General features: G+C 74.8%; 18 protein-coding genes and 1 pseudogene. 14 read left to right on the forward strand and 5 right to left on the reverse strand.

The window, feature by feature from the left end; genetic code table 11:
- Nucleotides 1-97 precede the first annotated feature (97 nt).
- The 3 genes from ACTWLT_RS28290 (at nt 98) to ACTWLT_RS28300 (ending at nt 2320) form a co-directional block, all read left to right on the forward strand.
- Nucleotides 98-838, forward strand: a complete 741-nt coding sequence (locus ACTWLT_RS28290) for a GAF and ANTAR domain-containing protein (RefSeq protein WP_445320977.1) — start codon at nt 98-100, stop codon at nt 836-838.
- A gap of 120 nt (nt 839-958) precedes the next feature.
- A complete protein-coding gene (locus tag ACTWLT_RS28295) occupies nt 959-1462 on the forward strand; it encodes a DUF2231 domain-containing protein (protein ID WP_445320978.1) in 504 nt (167 codons plus the stop codon).
- A 108-nt stretch (nt 1463-1570) separates the two neighbouring features.
- Complete coding sequence (locus tag ACTWLT_RS28300) at nt 1571-2320, forward strand: class I SAM-dependent methyltransferase (RefSeq protein WP_445320993.1); 750 nt, start codon at nt 1571-1573, stop codon at nt 2318-2320.
- 52 nt (nt 2321-2372) lie between these two features.
- Here the strand turns inward: ACTWLT_RS28300 and ACTWLT_RS28305 are convergent, their stop codons facing one another.
- Together ACTWLT_RS28305 and ACTWLT_RS28310 are read right to left on the reverse strand one after the other, a co-directional pair.
- Entirely contained in the window at nt 2373-3341 is a 969-nt protein-coding gene (locus tag ACTWLT_RS28305; RefSeq protein ID WP_445320979.1) for a DUF3500 domain-containing protein, read from the reverse strand.
- 32 nt (nt 3342-3373) lie between these two features.
- On the reverse strand, nt 3374-3766 hold the full coding sequence (locus tag ACTWLT_RS28310) for an ankyrin repeat domain-containing protein (RefSeq protein ID WP_252414828.1): 393 nt from the start codon (nt 3764-3766) through the stop codon (nt 3374-3376).
- 62 nt (nt 3767-3828) lie between these two features.
- Here ACTWLT_RS28310 and ACTWLT_RS28315 point away from each other — a divergent pair, with 62 nt between their 5' ends.
- The 9 genes and pseudogenes from ACTWLT_RS28315 (at nt 3829) to ACTWLT_RS28355 (ending at nt 9659) form a co-directional block, all read left to right on the forward strand.
- Nucleotides 3829-4206 carry a signal peptidase I gene (locus ACTWLT_RS28315; protein ID WP_445320980.1) on the forward strand — a complete coding sequence of 126 codons (378 nt, stop codon included), beginning with the start codon at nt 3829-3831 and terminating at the stop codon, nt 4204-4206.
- A 108-nt stretch (nt 4207-4314) separates the two neighbouring features.
- The gene (locus ACTWLT_RS28320; protein WP_445320981.1) at nt 4315-4770 is read left to right on the forward strand and encodes a cysteine dioxygenase; all 456 of its coding nucleotides are present in this window, start codon (nt 4315-4317) and stop codon (nt 4768-4770) included.
- A gap of 47 nt (nt 4771-4817) precedes the next feature.
- Entirely contained in the window at nt 4818-5306 is a 489-nt protein-coding gene (locus ACTWLT_RS28325) for a rhodanese-like domain-containing protein (RefSeq protein WP_252414825.1), read from the forward strand.
- Nucleotides 5307-5357: 51 nt separating this feature from the next.
- Nucleotides 5358-5912 carry a winged helix-turn-helix domain-containing protein gene (locus tag ACTWLT_RS28330; protein WP_445320982.1) on the forward strand — a complete coding sequence of 185 codons (555 nt, stop codon included), beginning with the start codon at nt 5358-5360 and terminating at the stop codon, nt 5910-5912.
- A 247-nt stretch (nt 5913-6159) separates the two neighbouring features.
- Nucleotides 6160-6763, forward strand: a pseudogene (locus tag ACTWLT_RS28335) (winged helix-turn-helix domain-containing protein).
- Between the two features lie 42 nt (nt 6764-6805).
- Nucleotides 6806-7453: a nucleoside/nucleotide kinase family protein gene (locus ACTWLT_RS28340; protein ID WP_445320983.1), complete on the forward strand. Its 648-nt coding sequence runs from the start codon at nt 6806-6808 to the stop codon at nt 7451-7453.
- Nucleotides 7454-7617: 164 nt separating this feature from the next.
- Nucleotides 7618-8016: a TraR/DksA family transcriptional regulator gene (locus tag ACTWLT_RS28345; protein WP_203178243.1), complete on the forward strand. Its 399-nt coding sequence runs from the start codon at nt 7618-7620 to the stop codon at nt 8014-8016.
- 48 nt (nt 8017-8064) lie between these two features.
- Complete coding sequence (locus tag ACTWLT_RS28350) at nt 8065-8937, forward strand: DUF72 domain-containing protein (protein WP_445320984.1); 873 nt, start codon at nt 8065-8067, stop codon at nt 8935-8937.
- A gap of 293 nt (nt 8938-9230) precedes the next feature.
- Complete coding sequence (locus tag ACTWLT_RS28355; RefSeq protein WP_252414820.1) at nt 9231-9659, forward strand: DUF2267 domain-containing protein; 429 nt, start codon at nt 9231-9233, stop codon at nt 9657-9659.
- Nucleotides 9660-9693: 34 nt separating this feature from the next.
- Here the strand turns inward: ACTWLT_RS28355 and ACTWLT_RS28360 are convergent, their stop codons facing one another.
- Nucleotides 9694-10485, reverse strand: a complete 792-nt coding sequence (locus tag ACTWLT_RS28360) for a DUF72 domain-containing protein (RefSeq protein WP_445320985.1) — start codon at nt 10483-10485, stop codon at nt 9694-9696.
- A gap of 157 nt (nt 10486-10642) precedes the next feature.
- On the opposite strand from ACTWLT_RS28360, the gene ACTWLT_RS28365 reads away from it, so the two are divergent.
- Both ACTWLT_RS28365 and ACTWLT_RS28370 read left to right on the forward strand, forming a co-directional pair.
- On the forward strand, nt 10643-10948 hold the full coding sequence (locus tag ACTWLT_RS28365) for a hypothetical protein (RefSeq protein WP_445320986.1): 306 nt from the start codon (nt 10643-10645) through the stop codon (nt 10946-10948).
- 9 nt (nt 10949-10957) lie between these two features.
- Nucleotides 10958-12232 carry a cupin domain-containing protein gene (locus ACTWLT_RS28370; protein ID WP_445320987.1) on the forward strand — a complete coding sequence of 425 codons (1275 nt, stop codon included), beginning with the start codon at nt 10958-10960 and terminating at the stop codon, nt 12230-12232.
- A 124-nt stretch (nt 12233-12356) separates the two neighbouring features.
- Here the strand turns inward: ACTWLT_RS28370 and ACTWLT_RS28375 are convergent, their stop codons facing one another.
- Together ACTWLT_RS28375 and ACTWLT_RS28380 are read right to left on the reverse strand one after the other, a co-directional pair.
- A complete protein-coding gene (locus ACTWLT_RS28375; RefSeq protein WP_445320988.1) occupies nt 12357-13022 on the reverse strand; it encodes a hypothetical protein in 666 nt (221 codons plus the stop codon).
- Entirely contained in the window at nt 13019-15694 is a 2676-nt protein-coding gene (locus ACTWLT_RS28380; protein ID WP_445320989.1) for an FtsK/SpoIIIE domain-containing protein, read from the reverse strand. The genes ACTWLT_RS28375 and ACTWLT_RS28380 overlap by 4 nt, the downstream gene beginning before the upstream one ends.
- Between the last annotated feature and the right edge of the window lie 24 nt (nt 15695-15718).

The raw sequence follows: 15718 nt of genomic DNA on the forward strand, positions 1-15718 counted from the left end.
TAGTAGCCCGGGTCGGTCAAGTCGGGAGAGAGCAGACGATGACATACGTGACGACGTCGGCTGGACGCGCGTGGGGGCGTACGAGGGCTGCGGGCCAGTGAATCTGGACATGCGGGAGCCGGTGGCCGAGCGCCTCGGCGTGCTGGAGACAGCCGCGCTGTTGCGGGAGCTGACCGCCGGCCTGATCGCCCTGAGCGACTTCGACGAGGCGCTGCTGGCGCTGGTCCGGGTCACCCGGGACGCGGTGGCAGGGGTGCGCTGGTGCGGGTTCACCGCCCTGCGCGCCGGTGAGCCGGCCGGGGTGGCGGCCTCCGACGATCGGCTGGCCGGCCTGGACGATCTGCGGCACGGGCCGGACTCGCCGGCGATGAGCGCGATCCGGCGCCGGGAGATGATCCTCGCGGCCGACCTGGCCGGTGAGCGACGCTGGCCGGCCTGGACGGCGCGCGCCCGTGACCTGGGCGTACGCGGGGCGATCTCCGCGCCGGTCGACATCGACGACCAGGTGATCGGGGCCATCAACCTGTACGCCGCGGCACCGGACGTGCTCACCCCGCAGCACCAACTGACCGCCATGCTGCTGGCCGAGCACGCCGGGCTGCTGCTGGCCGCCGTGCGCGACCGGGGCCGGCAGGTCGCGCTCGCCGGCGAGCGGGACGCCTCGATGCTCCAGGACGGGGTGGTGGAGCAGGCCGTCGGCGTGATCATGACGCAGCGCGGGTGCGCGCCGGCGGAAGCGCTCGACGTGCTGCGTACCGCCGCGTCGTCGCTGGACATCCCGCTGCGCGAGGTGGCCGAGCGGCTGGTCCGGACGGTCTCCCGCCAGCGCGACAACTGACCGACCCCGGCTGGTGCCCGTTCTCCCGGTCGGCGGCGAGTCGGGCGCGATTGTTTCGCCCGGATGGGGCTCGGGTAGCACTCTGGTACTGCTGAGCTGCGCCGACCCGGGGGAGGACCGATGCAGAGCCGGCTGCGGGTGCAGGGGCACCCCATCCAACCGATGTTGGTGACGTTTCCGCTCGGGCTCTTCGTCAGCGCCACCGTCTTCGATCTCACCGACGTCATCGGTGGGCCGTCGTTCCTGGGCGAGGTCGGCTACTGGACCGTTGTCGCCGCTCTGTTCGCCGCCGCGATGACCGCGATCGCCGGCATGGTCGACCTGTGGGACGTTCCGGGCGACCGGACCCGCCACACGGCCGTCACGTTCAATCTGGTGAACGCCGCGATGGCCGGTCTTTTCCTGGTCACCTGCCTGATCCGGGCCAACTCCCCGCAGCGGGGTGCGTCGGTCGCGATCCTGGTCACCGAGCTGGTCGCGCTGGCCGCCGGCGGGGTCGGCGTGTATCTGGGTGCCCGGCTGATGCGTCAGTTCGACGGGCGCCGCCGCGCCGAGGCGGGCACCTTCGACGCGCTCGGCGGGGTTGCCGGCTCCACCGTCGAGATGGTCCGCCCGCGCCCCTGAGGCAACCCGTCCGACCCGGCGTCGCGCGGAGCGCCAGCCGGACGGCCGGGGTGGCAAATGGCGTTGCCCGCGCGGGGGCGGTCGGCGAGGCTGACCGCCGTGGACACTGTGCGCAACGTCGATGACCTGATCGCGGAGGCGGCCGCCGCGCCGGTCGACGGCTGGGGGTTCGACTGGCTGGCCGGCCGGGCCACCGAGGAACGCCCGCCCTGGGGGTACGCCGCCCTGGTTGCCGACCGGATGGCGCGCGCCGACGCGGCGCTGGACGTGGACACCGGCGGCGGCGAGGTGCTCGCCGAGGTGCCCCGACCGCCGAGGTTGCTGACGGCCACCGAGGGCTGGCCGCCGAACGTCGAGGTGGCCCGGCGCACCCTGCGGCTGGTCGGCGCGACGGTGGTGGCGGTCGCCCCGGACGCGCCGCTGCCGTTCCGCGACGACTCCTTCGACCTGGTGGTCAGCCGACATCCCGTCCGCACCGACTGGGCGGAGACGGCCCGGGTGCTGCGGCCGGGCGGGACGTTCCTGTCCCAGCAGATCGGTCCGGGCACCATGCGCGAGGTGAGCGAGGCGATCCTCGGCCCGCTGCCGCCACCGAGCCAGCGTCACCCGGAGCACGCGGTGGCCGCCGCCCGGGCCGCCGGGCTTAACGTGGTGGACCTGCGCCACGCCACGCTCCGGGCGGTCTTCCACGACGTCGGGGCGGTGGTGTGGTTCCTGCGCAAGGTGATCTGGACGGTGCCCGGTTTCACGGTGGACCGCTACCGCCCGCAGTTGCTCGCCCTGCACCACCGCATCACCACCGAGGGCCCCTTCGTGGCCCACGCCCAACGCTTCCTCATCGAGGCCACCAACCCCTGACCCCGGCACCGGGACGGTCGATCAGGCGGTCAACCGCCCGCCAACCTCATGATCAAGCCCGTCGGTCGGAGGGGTGGGGGTGGGTCTGGTGGTGGTTGGCCAGGACGTCGGCGCCGAAGTCGCTGGCCGGGCGGCGCAGCACGGTGTGCGCGTGGTTGCCGTCGTCGGTGGTGTTGTCGTACTCGATCAGCAGGTCGTCGCCCTGGATCCGGTAGTAGTGCCGCTGGCCCGGCCGGGTGGGGCCGGCCCAGGCGAAGTGCAGCTCACCGCCGTCGAGGCGGCGCGCCTCCCGGATGGCCAGCTCCGGGGGCAGCCGGTCCAGGTAGAGCGCGACCACCTGGTCGAGCAGCGCCCGGCCGGTCGGCCCCAGGCGGCCCGCCGGCACGCCGAGCGGCTCCAGCGGCCCGTCGACCCGCCCTCGGGTGGCGCTGATGATGTCCGCCGGCGCCTCGTCGGCGATGATCGCGGCGGCCCGCTCGGCCGGGCCCATCGCGTCGAGCAGGGCGCGGGCGAGGTCCTCCTCGACGCCGAGCGGCCGGGAGACCGGGCGGCCGGCGTACCGGACCGCCGCCGGGTTGGCGCCGAAGAAGATCGGCGCGGGAGAGACCTGGTCGTCGACCACGGTCATGTTCACCGACAGGTGGTGCCCCTCCAGCCGCCACGCCCAGCGGTCGTCGCGTGCCGGGTCGCCGAACACCGCGATCCAGTAGTCGCCGCTGTGCCGCCCGCGGTGCCAGCCCTCGGCCCGGTCCAGCACCTCCTCCAGCGCGACGATCGCCATCGCCTGCGCGTACGCCGACGGGCTGAGCGCGGTCGCCAGGAGCCGGTGGGCGGCCTTGCGGCCGGCGATGTCCAGCTCGGCGAGGCAGGTGCCGGGGCGGGGACGGGGCCGGTACTCCAGCCAGCGCCGCGCCGCCTCGTCGTCGAACGGGCGTACGGCCTGGTCGCGGGCCGTCGGGTCGAGCGCGGCGAGCAACGCGGTGGCGGCGGCCCGCATCTGCTCGGGCAGGGGATCTTCCACCGACTCTGTATACCGGCCCGCCGGGGTCGGCGTCAGCCGGCCCGCAGCAGCTCGGTCATCTCCGGCAGGTCGAAGAACTGGGCGGTCTCGATCGCGGACGGGTTGCCGTGCGCCGGGTCGGCGCCGGCGGCGAGCAGCGCGCGGACGGCGTCGGTGCTGCTGCGGAAGACCGCGGCGGCCAGGGCGGTCTGGCCGCGGTCGTTGGTCCGGGTGTGGTCGGCGCCGCGGTCCAGCAGGGCGGCCACCGTGGCGGGGTGGGCGTGGTACGCGGCGAGGATCAGCAGCGTGTCGCCCTTGTCGTTGGTGAGGTTGACGGGCAGGCCGGCGTCGAGCTGCGCGGCCAGTTCCTCGGTGGAGCCCGCGCGGGCGAGGTCGAACATCCGGTGCGCGAACGCCAGCGTCTCGGCGTCGAGGTCGTCGGTCACCGGTCCAGGTTAGTCGTCCGGGCACTGATAGGTTGCTCGGCCGGTGCGCTGGGGAGGGTCCGTTGGGTGAGACGGTGTACGTGGGCAACGCCGGTGTCGACGGTGCCGGCAACGCGGGTTGGCTGCTCGGGCACTTCGCGCCACCGGGGGAGATCCGGCACAGCACCGACGTCGAGGTGAAGTGGGGCGTGCACCCGCCCGGGGAGGCCCGCTCGCGGTGGGCGACGGGGGAGCGGCGGACCACGCTGCTCGTGCTGGTCGAGGGGCGGTTCCGGGTGGAGTTGCCGGACCGGACGGTGCGGTTGGCCGCCCCGGGCGACTACGTGGTGTGGGCCCGGGGGGTGGATCACTCCTGGTACGCCGAGTGCGCCTCGGTGGTGCTGACCGTGCGGTGGCCGTCGCTGCCCGGCTACCGGGTGGACCCGCCGGTCCTGCGCTGAGCGGCGGCGTGCGCAGCGGGCGTCCCAGCACGTGGTATTACCTACTAAACCTATAGGGTTTGACGGCTAGAGTACGAGGGCACCCGCCGAACGACCGCGAGGACCGCCATGAACCACCACGGCCCGGAGCCCGACCTGCTCGCCGTCGCCGCCCGCTGGGCCGACCCGGCCCGCTGGCCGGTGCCGCTGCGCTTCGACCCCGACGAGCGCTGGTACGCCCGGCTCGCCATCGGCGACGACCACGAGGTGTGGGCGTTGAGCTGGCTTCCCGGGCAGGGCACCGACCTGCACGACCACGGCGGCTCCGCCGGGGCGTTCCGGGTGGTCGACGGCGCGCTCACCGAGGAGACCGTCGCCGGTGGCCGGTTGCGTCCCCGGCTGCTCGACGCCGGCGCGGGTCGCCGCTTCGGCCCCCGGCACGTGCACGTGGTGACCAACCGGGGCACGGAACCGGCGATCAGCGTGCACGTCTACCGGCCGGCGCTGGTCCGGATGACCCGCTACCACCTCGCCGACGGGCGGCTGCGGATCGCCGAGGTCGCCGAGGCCGGCCGCTCCTGGTGAGCGGCCGGCACCCCCGATCCACCCTCGACCACCGAAAGGAACCGACCATGCAGGTGACCGCCGAGCGGTGTCCGGCCCCCGTGCCGCCACCGGGCTCCCGGGGCATCGACGAGATCCTGGCCGCCGCGCGCGACCGGCTCGACCGGCTCGATCCGGAGCGGGCGCACCTGGCGTACCGGGCCGGGGCGCTGCTGGTCGACATCCGGCCGGCCGCCCAGCGGGCCGCGCACGGTGTCGTGCCGGGCTCGCTCGCGATCGAACGCAACGTCCTGGAGTGGCGCTTCGACCCGCGCTGCCCCGCCCGGCTGCCGCAGGCGGTCGACTACGACGTTCCGGTGGTGATCCTCTGCCAGGAGGGCTACACCTCGTCGCTGGCCGCCGCCGCGTTGCAGGACATCGGACTGCACCGGGCCACGGACGTGGTCGGTGGTTTCGCCGCCTGGCGGATCGCCGGCCTGCCGGCCCTCGGCCCCACCCCGCTGCACCGCGGGTCCCCTCTCGCGTCGCCGGTCACCGCCGGCCCGGCGCGCCGCTGACCGCCACGCCGCACCGCGCGTGGCGGGCGTACCGCCATCCCAGGAGGCACCATGTCCGTCGTCGCCATCCCCACGCGCCCCCACCACCCGGGCCCTCGCCCCGCCCGCCAGCGCACCGGTCCCACCCTGACCATCACCCTCGACCTCGCGCCCGGGCCGCTGAGCCCCCGGCTGGCGCGGCTGGTGCAGCTGCTCGGCGAGCTGGCCGAGTCGGGGGAGGGACGGCTGCGCACCGCCGACCACGTCCCGCCGGGGCCGCGTCCGGTCCCCGACGCCACCGCCGAGCCGTCCGCCGCCGACGACACCGAGCAGGTCCGCATCCTGGCCGGCTCGCGGATCGTCCGCCGTGGCGACCGGGTCGTCCCGCTGACCCGCATCGAGTACGAGCTGCTGCTGTTCCTGGCCGAGCGCCCGCGCCGGGTCTTCACCCGCCTCCAGCTGCTCGCCAGCGTCTGGGGCTACGAGCACGCGGTCGCCCGGACGGTGGACGTGCACGTGCGCCGGCTGCGGGCCAAACTGGACGGCACTCCTGTCGTCACCACCGTCTACGGGGTGGGTTACCGGCTGGCCGACGAGGCGCGGATCAGCGTGGAGCGCGGCCGCTGAGCACCGGCCGTACGCGGCCGGACCGGCCACGGTCAACGGGCGGGGACCCCCGTATCGGGTCATCCGGGCGGCTCTGCTGTAATCATCTGGCTTCGTACGCAGAGCGAGCACTCGGCTCCGATGTGTTCGTCAATTGTCACATTCATGCAACGCAGCCGCCTCTTGACCCTCGCCCGGGCGCCGGGAAGCATCGATGAAGCGGCGTCCCGGGCCGTGGGGAGATACCCGGACCCAGCCAAGGAGGACCATGTCGGTCAGCCCCGCCTCGTCGCGCGCCGGATGGCATACGTCCCAACCCGCGGTGCCCGGTCGACCTCCCGGCGGCCAGCGCCGCCCCGCGAACACCGCCGCGCCCGTGCTCACCGTGACGCTGTCCATCCCGCTCGCCTGTGAGGAGTCGCTGACCCCGCCGGCCCGCCGGCTGCTCGAGGCGGCCCGCGAGCTCCTGGAGCGGGGCGAGGCGGTCATCACCAGCTCGGTTCCGGCCGACCGTCGCGCCGACGCCGTGCCGGCCAACCGGTCGACCCGACCGGTCACCCCGACCATCCCCGCCCTGCACATCCTCGCCTCGTCCCGGTCGGTGCTGCGCGACGACGAGCCGCTGCCGCTGACCCGGCTGGAGTTCGACCTGCTGCTGCACCTGGTCGCCCACCCCCCGCCGGGTGTTCACCCGGCTGCAACTGCTCAACGCCGTCTGGGGCTACGAGCACGCCGGCGTCCGTACCGTCGACGTGCACGTGCGCCGGCTGCGCGGCAAGGTCGGCGTGGACGTTCCCCTGGTCACCACCGTCTACGGCGTGGGCTACCGCCTGGCCGACGACGCCCGCGTCACCATCGACCGCACCGGCTGACCGGCCGCACCGACACGCCCCTGGGCGGGGCAGGATGGTCCGGTGCGCATCCGACCCATCTCGCCCGACCTGCTCGTCACCGAGCTGACCGACCGGCTGACGGACGCCGCCGCGACCGTCGGGCCGGCGCGGCTGCGGGTGGCGGTGGACGGCGCCCCCGCCGCCGGCCCGGACGAGCTGGCCACCGCGCTGATCGACCCGCTGCGTGCCCGGGGCCACCCGGTCCTGCACGTACGCGCCAGCGACTTCCTCCGGCCCGCGTCGCTGCGCTTCGAGCTCGGCCGGACCAACCCGGACGCCTACTACGAGGGCTGGGTGGACGAGACCGGGTTGCGCCGCGAGGTGCTCGACCCGGCCGGCCCCGGCGGCAGCGGCCGGCTGCTCCCCTCACTCTGGGACGCCTCCGCCGACCGGGCCAGCCGTGCCCGCTACGTCGACCTGCCACCCGGCGGCGTCGTCCTGGTCAGCGGCGCGCTGCTGCTCGGCGGCGGCCTGCCCTTCGACGTCACCGTCCACCTGGAGCTGTCCGCGGCGGCACTGCGCCGGCGTACCGAACCGGCCCTGGAGTGGACCCTGCCGGCGTTCGACCGGTACGCCGAGGAGGTCGTCCCGGCCAGCTTCGCCGACGTGGTGGTACGGGCCGACGACCCCCGCCACCCCGCTCTCGTGGAGCCCGGAGCCGGCGGCTGACGATCGGCGAAAATCGCCGGTTTGGTCGACTCCCCGGGCGGGTACTCGCCCGGCTCACAGAGCACGGGTGACCGCCCGTGCACCGGATGCGACCGTGACCGGGGCCAGGTGCCGCCGGCATCCCGGTTCACCTTGAGCCACAGGCCCAGGAAAGGCAGGCAGCGATGCTCGTCCACGACACGGTCGGTACGGGCCGTTCCCAGACGGAGATCGACCAGATCCGGCTCTCCCTCCAGGCGCGCTACGACGAGTTGACCGCGGAGTACGAGCAGGCCGTGCTGCAGAGCCAGGTGCTGCGGCTGGTGGAGGTCGGTGACACCGCTGGCGACGACCAGGCCGACAGCGGCACCAAGACCGCCGAGCGGGACACCGCCCAGTCCCTGCTGCGCACCATCCTCGACCGCCGCGCCCAGTACGAGCACGCCCTCGGCCGGCTCGCGGAGGGCACCTACGGCTGGTGCGAAGGCTGCTCGGCGGCGATCCCGGTGGAGCGGCTGGAGATCTTCCCGTCCGCCACCACCTGTGTGACCTGCAAGCAGACCCGCGAGCGGCGGGCGGCCTGAGCGACGTCAGCGGTTGCCGGTCGGTCCACGACGCGATGGACTCCACCCATGGGTGACATTCTCGTGGGCACCGCGTCCTGGACCGACCGCACGCTGCTCAACTCCGGCTGGTATCCGCAGACCGCCGACACGCCGGAGAAGCGGCTGGCGTACTACGCCCGGCAGTTTCCGCTGGTCGAAGTGGACGCCACCTACTACTCGCCACCCGCCGAGGCGACCGCACGGCTCTGGGCCGAACGCACCCCGCCCGGCTTCACCTTCAACATCAAGGCGTTCAGCATGCTGACCGGGCATCCCACCCGGGTCAGCGCGCTCTACAAGGACCTGCGGCCGGAGACGGACAAGAAGAACGTCTACCCCGACGACCTGCCCGCGCAGGCGTACGAGGAGGTGTGGACGCGCTTCCTGTCCGCGTTGGACCCGCTGGTCGAGGCGGGCAAGCTGGGCGCGCTGCTGTTCCAGTTCCCGCCCTGGTTCACGATCAAGCGGGACAACAAGCAGTACCTGCTGGAGGTGGCGAAGCGCTGCGCGCCGCTGCGGCCGGTCTACGAGTTCCGGCACGCCTCCTGGTTCGACGGCGCCAACGCCGACGAGACACTGGCCTTCCTCCGGCAGCACCGGCTGCCGTTCGTCTGCGTGGACATGCCGCAGGGCCACCGCTCGTCGGTGCCGCCGGTGCTGGCCGCCACGGCGGACCTCGCCGTGGTGCGCTTCCACGGCCACAGCGACAAGTGGACCAGCAAGGACATCCACGAGAAGTTCGGCTACGACTACTCCAAGCGGGAGTTGGCCGACTGGGCGCCGAAGCTGCGCGAGCTGGCCGACAGCGCCGAGAAGACCCACGTCCTCATGAACAATTGTTACCGCGACTACGCGCAGACCAACGGCAAGACCCTGGCCGGGCTCCTCGGCGTGGACTGACCTCGCCCGGCTCACCCGATCCGGGTGGGGCCGGGTCACCCGCCCGGGCGGCAGGGTGGCAGGTGCGTGCGGCCGTGACGGCGGCCGGCGCCGCAGAAGACACGGAGGTGACGGGATGACGGTTCGACTGGTGGCGGATAGACGGCGTGGTGCCGTCCTGCACGTGGTCGGGACGGCCGACAACGCCCGGCGCGTGCCGCAGGGCAGCCCGATCCGGGCCCGACGCGGACCGGCGGGGCCGCCGCGTCGCGACGACGACCAACGATGGGACACCGGGGAACGGGGGTCGACCGATGGCTGACCAACAGATCTCGGCATTCGAGTCCTCGCTGGACAAGACGAACCTGATTCTCAAGGACATCGAGAACGCCTACGGCTGGCCGAAGGACCGGCGCAACCAGTCGTACGCGGCGTTGCGCACGGTGCTGCACCTGCTGCGTGACCGGTTGCCGGTCAACGAGAGCGTGGAGTTCGCCCAGCAGTTGCCGGTGCTGGTCCGCGGGATCTACTTCGACGGGTGGAACCCCTCGGACGTGCCGATCAAGCTCAACCGTGACGACTTCCTCTACGAGGTCCGCCAGGGCTTCCCGTACGACGTGGAGGGCGGCGCGGAGCGGGTGACGCAGGTGGTGTTGGACACCCTGCGCCGGCACGTCACCCAGGGCGAGTGGCAGGACGTCAAGGACACCATGCCCAAGGACCTGGCCCGGATGCTGCCCTGACGCCGCGAGCCCGCCCGGAAGCACTCGGGCGGGCTCAGCCGCCGGCCTGCCCCGCGCCTTCGGGTCGCGGTGCCGCGGCCGGCACCCGGGACACCGGATGGCCGGTCCGCCCGGCCAGCGCGGCGAAGGCGACGGCATCCACGATGGCGGCGCCGCCCGGGTCGTTGTTGAAGTAGACGTACGCCGGCTCGTCCGCGTCGAAGGTGTCGGTCAGCCGGCGTGCCCAGGTGGCGAGTGCGGTGCGGCCGTACCGGGGCCAGGGCCGTGCCCGCCCCTCATGCAGCCGCAGGTAACCGAAGTCGGTGGTGCGCCACAGCGGCGCGACCGGGCGGCCCAGCCGGTCGGCCCAGACCAGCGCCGCCCGCCGGCGTTCCAGCACCGCACGGGTGGCGTCGGTCCACCAGGAGGGGTGCCGGGGCTCGACGGCCACCCGCACCTCGGCCGGAAAGAGCCGGAGTGTCGCGTCGAGCGCGTCGACGTCGGCTCGCAGGTTCGGCGGCAGTTGCAGCAGCACCGGGCCGAGCCGGTCACCGAGCGCGGTGGCACGCCCGAGGAACCGAGCGACGGGCTCCGCCGGGTCACGCAGCCGCTTGATGTGGGTCAGGTAGCGGCTCATCTTCACGGCCACGCAGAAATCCGCCGGGGTCCGGGCACGCCAGGCGGCGAAGGTGTCCCGCTCCGGCAGCCGGTAGAAGGCGTTGTTGACCTCGACGGTGGCGAAGCCGGCGGCGAAGTGCTCCAGCCAGAGCCGCTGCGGCAGCCGCTCCGGATAGAAGCGGCCCCGCCAGTCGCGGTACTGCCAGCCGGAGGTGCCCACCAGGATCACCCCTCCATCCTGACACCGACCCGCGCCACCGGTGAACCGCCCGTGTCGCCCCGGTTCGGCGTCTACGGTGAGGGTTAGAGAAGATCGCGCGTGGGGTACCACCCGCAGCACGACGGACCCCGGCGTACGGCGGGGCGGCACACCCGAGGGAGTACCGATGGCACTCAACGACGACGACATGCAGACCACGGGCGGCGGCGGCCTGGAGGGCCCGGCCGACGGTGGTGCGACGGCGGGTCAGCACGACGGTGGCGCGGACGGCAGCGCGGAGGGTCCCGCCGACGGTGGCGCGACCCCCGGTCAGCACGACGGTGGCGCCGACGGCAGCGCGGAGGGTCCCGCCGACGGTGGTGCGACCCCCGGCCAGCAGGACGGTGGCGCCGACGGTGGCGCGGAGGGTCCTGCCGACGGTGGCGCGACCCCCGGGCAGCAGGACGGTGGCGCTGACGGCAGCGCCCGGTAAGGGTCCGTCGTGACGCATCTCGACCCGCCGGGCGGCCACGGCCGCCCGGCGGTTCCGTCCGCGACCGCCGCCGCGGCGCTGGCCCGCTGCGTCTCGGTCGAACCGGCCAAGTTCGCCGCCGCGCACTGGGGACACACGCCGCTGCTGTCCCGCGCCGCCGAGCTGCCCGACCCGGCCGGCTTCACCGACCTGCTCAGCACCGCCGACGCCGACGAGCTGCTCAGCCGGCGCGGTCTGCGTACCCCCTTCCTGCGCGTGGCCAAGGACGGGCAGCTCGTCCCGGCGGCGCGGTGGACCGGCGGCGGTGGCGCCGGCGCCGAGATCGGCGACCAGGTGCTCGACGAGCGGATCCTGGAGCAGTACGCCGGCGGCGCGACCCTGGTGCTGCAGGGCCTGCACCGGATCTGGCCGCCACTGGTCGACTTCGCCCGCGACCTGGGCCTCGCGCTGAACCAGCCGCTGCAGATCAACGCCTACCTCACCCCGGCCGGCAGCCAGGGCTTCGCCACCCACTACGACACCCACGACGTGTTCGTGCTCCAGGTCGACGGCCGCAAGCACTGGCGGATCCACCCGCCGGTGCTGCCCGACCCGCTGGAGAAGCAGCCCTGGGGAGGCCGCGCCGACGAGGTCGGCGCCACCGCGGAGGGCCCTGCCGCGCTGGACGTGGTGCTCGCCCCCGGCGACGCCCTCTACCTGCCACGCGGCTGGCTGCACAGCGCCCAGGCGCAGGAGGCCAGCTCGCTGCACCTGACCGTGGGCGTCCGCGCGCTGACCCGCTACGCCCTGGTCGAGGAGCTGCTCGCGCTGGCCGCCGAGGACCAGCGGCTGCGCGCCAGCCTGCCGTTCGGCACCGACGTCGCCGACCCGGACGCCATCGAGCCGGAGCTGACCGAGACCGTGGAGGCGCTGCGGGACTGGCTGCTGCACGCCGACCCCGGCGCCGTCGCGGCGCGGCTGCGGCAGCGCGCCTGGCCGGCCGCCCGCCCGGCGCCGATCCGGCCGCTCGCCCAGGCCGGCGCGCTGGCCGCCCTCGACGCCGACTCCCGGCTCACCCTGCGCCCCGGTCTGCGCTGGCAGCTCGTGCCCCATGGGTCGGACACGGTGGCGCTGCGGCTGTTCGACCGCACCATCACCCTGCCGTCGGAGTGCGAGCCGGCGGTCCGCGCGCTGCTCACCGGCGCGGTCACCCGGGTCGGTGACCTGCCCGGGCTGCCCGACGACGCCGACCGGGTCACCCTGGCCCGCCGGCTGCTGCGCGAGGCCGTCCTCGTGCCGGAGTGAGCACACCCCCGGCCCGCGGGCCGGAGTGATCGACTCGGCTTCCCTGATGTCGCGGTGTTCGGGTGCCGGGAATGGCGCGCCTTCCTGGACGTCGAGTCGATCAGTAGCGCAGAGGTCGGCCGGGTCAGCGGCCGAGCAGGAGCAGCAGCACGGTGGCGAGCAGGCCGGCGCCGAGCACCACCGTGATCGGCCTTGGCCCGAGCACCGCGTGCCGACGATCGGCGAGCACCCGCGCCGGCACGAGACCGACCAGCGGCCCGAGCAGGGTCACCACCAGCCCCAACACGGGCATCCCGACGGCCAGGTCCCCGCCGTACCCGACGCCGAGCGCCCGGGCGCCGGCGCCCAGCGCGTACGCCAGCACCGCACCGGCGACCCCGCAGAGCGCCAGCAACGGGTTCACCGAACCCGGCAGCTCACCCGGCTGGCCGGCCCTGTCGAGCAGGTCGCGGGCGCGCCGAAGCGGCAGCATCGGATCGGTGACCACGCCGTTGGCCGGGGCGGGCGGGCCACCGAGGCGACGGGCGCCCGCGCCGAGCCGTTCCCGTAGCTGCTGCCACAGATGCGCCACCTCGGCGTCCACCCGTTCCTGCTGCTCCCGGGCGGCGACCAGCTCCTCCTCGGCCCGCCGCACCTGGTCGGCGGCGTCGGCGACGGCGCGGTCAGCCGCCGCGCACTGCCGTTCGTACCAGGTGTGCGCCTCGGCGCGCTGCTCGCGTACCCGGGCGGTCAGCTCGGCCAGCCGCCGCAGCTGCGCCGCGTACGTCTCACTGGTCACCGGTTGGTTCATCGGGACGGTCCATAGGGGATGATCACCTGTCCGGTGCGGTGCACCGCCCGGTCGAAGAAGAGCCCCCGCCACGGGCGGGGATACCAGTCGGGGCCGCCGGTGCCCGGGTAGAGCGAGGCGCCCAGCTCGCCGCCGTGCGCGTCCAGCGCCACCCAGGCGCCGATCTGGTCGGTGCGGGCGGCCGGCCCGCCCAGGTCGGCGCGCATCCGGGCGACTCCTCGCCACCAGGCCAGCACGTGGGTCCGCCGCTCCGGGCCGTCGTGCAGGATCCGGCGCAGGTGCTCCAGGCCGGTGCGCCGGCCCGTCCGTGCGGCCAGCGCCCCGGCCGCCGCGTCGACGGCGAACAGCAGCAGGTAGTGCGCGCCACCGGGGGCGGCAAGTCCGTCGGCCGTCTCGGCCATCAGCTCGCCGACGGTCTCCTCGTCGTACCAGGCGGCGTCGTCGGCCAGGTCGTCGTAGAGCGCCCGGGCCACCGGGTCGGCGTCGGCGTCCAGGCAGGCGATGGAGAACCGGGCCGTCCCCGGCGGATGCTGGCGGGCCAGCGACCGGGCGGCCGCGTCCAGCACGGCGCACGCCTCGTCCACCCGCGTGCCCAGCACCGCGAGGTTGCGCCCGGGCGCGCGCGGCAGCCGCAGCGCCGCCGACCGGGACTGCACGTCGATGATCTCGCCGAGCAGGGCCACCGGGGTGCGCGGGGCGGTCCCGTCCGGCGGCGCGGTGAGCGCCCGGAAATCCGGGGCCTCCGCCAGCCGGGGAATGGCGTCGCCGTCGAAGAGCCGGGCCGGCGCCGCGTCGGGCGGCCGCATCCGCCACAGCCGGTTCTGCAGTCCGCTCCACGTCTCCCAGTCGCTGGCCGACGGAATCCGGGCGATCTCGTTGCCCTCCACCATGCCGGACTCGGCGTTGACCACCGCGTGCCAGCGCGGCAGCGACTGCGCCGCGTCGTTGCGCTCGGCGAGGATCCGCAGCGCCTTGGGCAGCGCGATGCGCAGGGTGAACTGGGCGACCAGCGCCGGACGACCCCACAGCGCCTCGATGCCGCGTACGTCCTGCGAGGCGAGCACCAGGTGGATGCCCTGCGACCGACCCCGCCGGGCCAGGTCCTCCAGCAGGTCGGCCGCCTCCCGGGCGACCACGTCCCGGCCGGCCAGCAGCATCTGGAACTCGTCGACCACCGCGACGATCCGCGGCCAGTGCCCGGTCGGGTCGACAGCGCGCAGCTCGGCGAGTTTGGTCACCTCGTGCTTCTTGGCCGCGTCGGCCCGCCGGCGCAGCTCCTCGGCGAGGAACCGCAGCAGCGCCAGCCCGAACTCCCGGTCGGTGTTGACGTTGATCCCGACCAGCCGCATGTGCGGCAGCCAGCTCGGGTCGCGCCGACCCTGCGCGAACCGGGCGAAGGACACCCCCTCCTTGAAGTCGAGCAGGTAGAACTCCAGCTCGGCGGGGGAGTAGCGGGCCGCCAGCGCGCCGATCCAGGCGAAGATCAGATTGGTCTTGCCGGTGCCGGACGGCCCACCGATCAGCGCGTGCGGCGGGTAGTCGCCCAGCGTCAGCCGTACCGGCCGGCCCTGCGGCCCCTCGCCGATCGGGGCGGACAGCCCACCGGAGGAGTCCTCCCGCCACATCAGGTCCGGCGGCGGCAGCAGGTCGGCGAACGGGGTCGGCGGCGGGCCGGCGTTCACCCGGGCGGCGGTCTCCCGGCACGTGTCGGTGAGCAGCGTCGCCGGTGGTGGCGGGTCCAACCGGACCGGCAGGCCGGACGGGCCGCCGATCCGGGCGTCGGACGCGTCGGCCACCACCCGGGTGACCGTCGGATCGTCCGGCAGCGGCACGCCGCGGACCACCAGGTGCACCCCGCAGGCCGCACCGGCCCGCACCACCCGGTCCAGTTGCCCGCGTTCGTGCCGGTTCAGCTCGTCGCCGCCGAGCAGCACCGCCACCCGCCACGGCTCGGGGCGGCGGCCGGTCGCCGAGGCCAGCTCCCGCAGCGAGGCGTACTCGCCGGCCAGCACGGTCTCGTTGATCCGGCGGATCTGCTCGACCAGGTCGTCCAGCAGCGGGCCCAGCCCGCCGGGGCCCACGAACGTCAGCAGCCCGGCGGTGCCCAGCGGCGCGAACCCGGCCAGGCCGCCGCCGAGGTGCTCCGGGTCGTACCCGATCAGCCGCACCTGGCCCGGGTCGCCGCGGCCGACGGCCCGCAGCAGCAGCGCGGAGACCACCGCGTCGCAACCCGCGCGGTCGTCCCCGGACAGGTGCACGTGCCCGGCGTCGAGCAGCGGCACCAGCGCGGGCACCGGGTCGACGTCGTCGATCCGGACCGTGCCGACTCGCAGCGCGCCGGGGGGTTCGGCCCGGCGGGTCGGCGTCGGCGTCCATCCCGGCCAGTCGGCGCCGGCACAGCCGGGCGCCTCCAGGCGGGCGGCGTCGGCCGCGTGCCGGGCCAGCTCGGCGATCCGGGCGGAGTGCCGCGCGTCTATCTCGGCCAGCCGCCGGTCCCGTTGCCCGCCCACCCGCTCCGGTACGGCGGCGGCCGCCCGGCGGACCCGGGCCAGCCGCTCCCGGCCGGCGGTCAGCTCGGCCTGCGCGGCCGACAGGCGGGTACGGGTGGCGCCCAGCGCCTCGGCGAGGGAGTCCCGGACCCGGGTGGCCAGCTGGCCCCGCCGGTCAGCCATCGGAGCTCCGTCGGCGCGGCGGCG

It is taken from the genome of Micromonospora yongxingensis, assembly GCF_052601155.1.

Coding starts and splice junctions, on each gene's coding strand:
- ACTWLT_RS28295 (WP_445320978.1), top strand. CDS start 959: ATGCAGAGCCGGCTGCGGGTGCAGGGGCACCCCATCCAACCGATGTTG.
- ACTWLT_RS28320 (WP_445320981.1), top strand. CDS start 4,315: ATGAACCACCACGGCCCGGAGCCCGACCTGCTCGCCGTCGCCGCCCGC.
- ACTWLT_RS28325 (WP_252414825.1), top strand. CDS start 4,818: ATGCAGGTGACCGCCGAGCGGTGTCCGGCCCCCGTGCCGCCACCGGGC.
- ACTWLT_RS28330 (WP_445320982.1), top strand. CDS start 5,358: ATGTCCGTCGTCGCCATCCCCACGCGCCCCCACCACCCGGGCCCTCGC.
- ACTWLT_RS28345 (WP_203178243.1), top strand. CDS start 7,618: ATGCTCGTCCACGACACGGTCGGTACGGGCCGTTCCCAGACGGAGATC.
- ACTWLT_RS28350 (WP_445320984.1), top strand. CDS start 8,065: ATGGGTGACATTCTCGTGGGCACCGCGTCCTGGACCGACCGCACGCTG.
- ACTWLT_RS28355 (WP_252414820.1), top strand. CDS start 9,231: ATGGCTGACCAACAGATCTCGGCATTCGAGTCCTCGCTGGACAAGACG.
- ACTWLT_RS28365 (WP_445320986.1), top strand. CDS start 10,643: ATGGCACTCAACGACGACGACATGCAGACCACGGGCGGCGGCGGCCTG.
- ACTWLT_RS28375 (WP_445320988.1), bottom strand. CDS start 13,022: ATGAACCAACCGGTGACCAGTGAGACGTACGCGGCGCAGCTGCGGCGG.
- ACTWLT_RS28380 (WP_445320989.1), bottom strand. CDS start 15,694: ATGGCTGACCGGCGGGGCCAGCTGGCCACCCGGGTCCGGGACTCCCTC.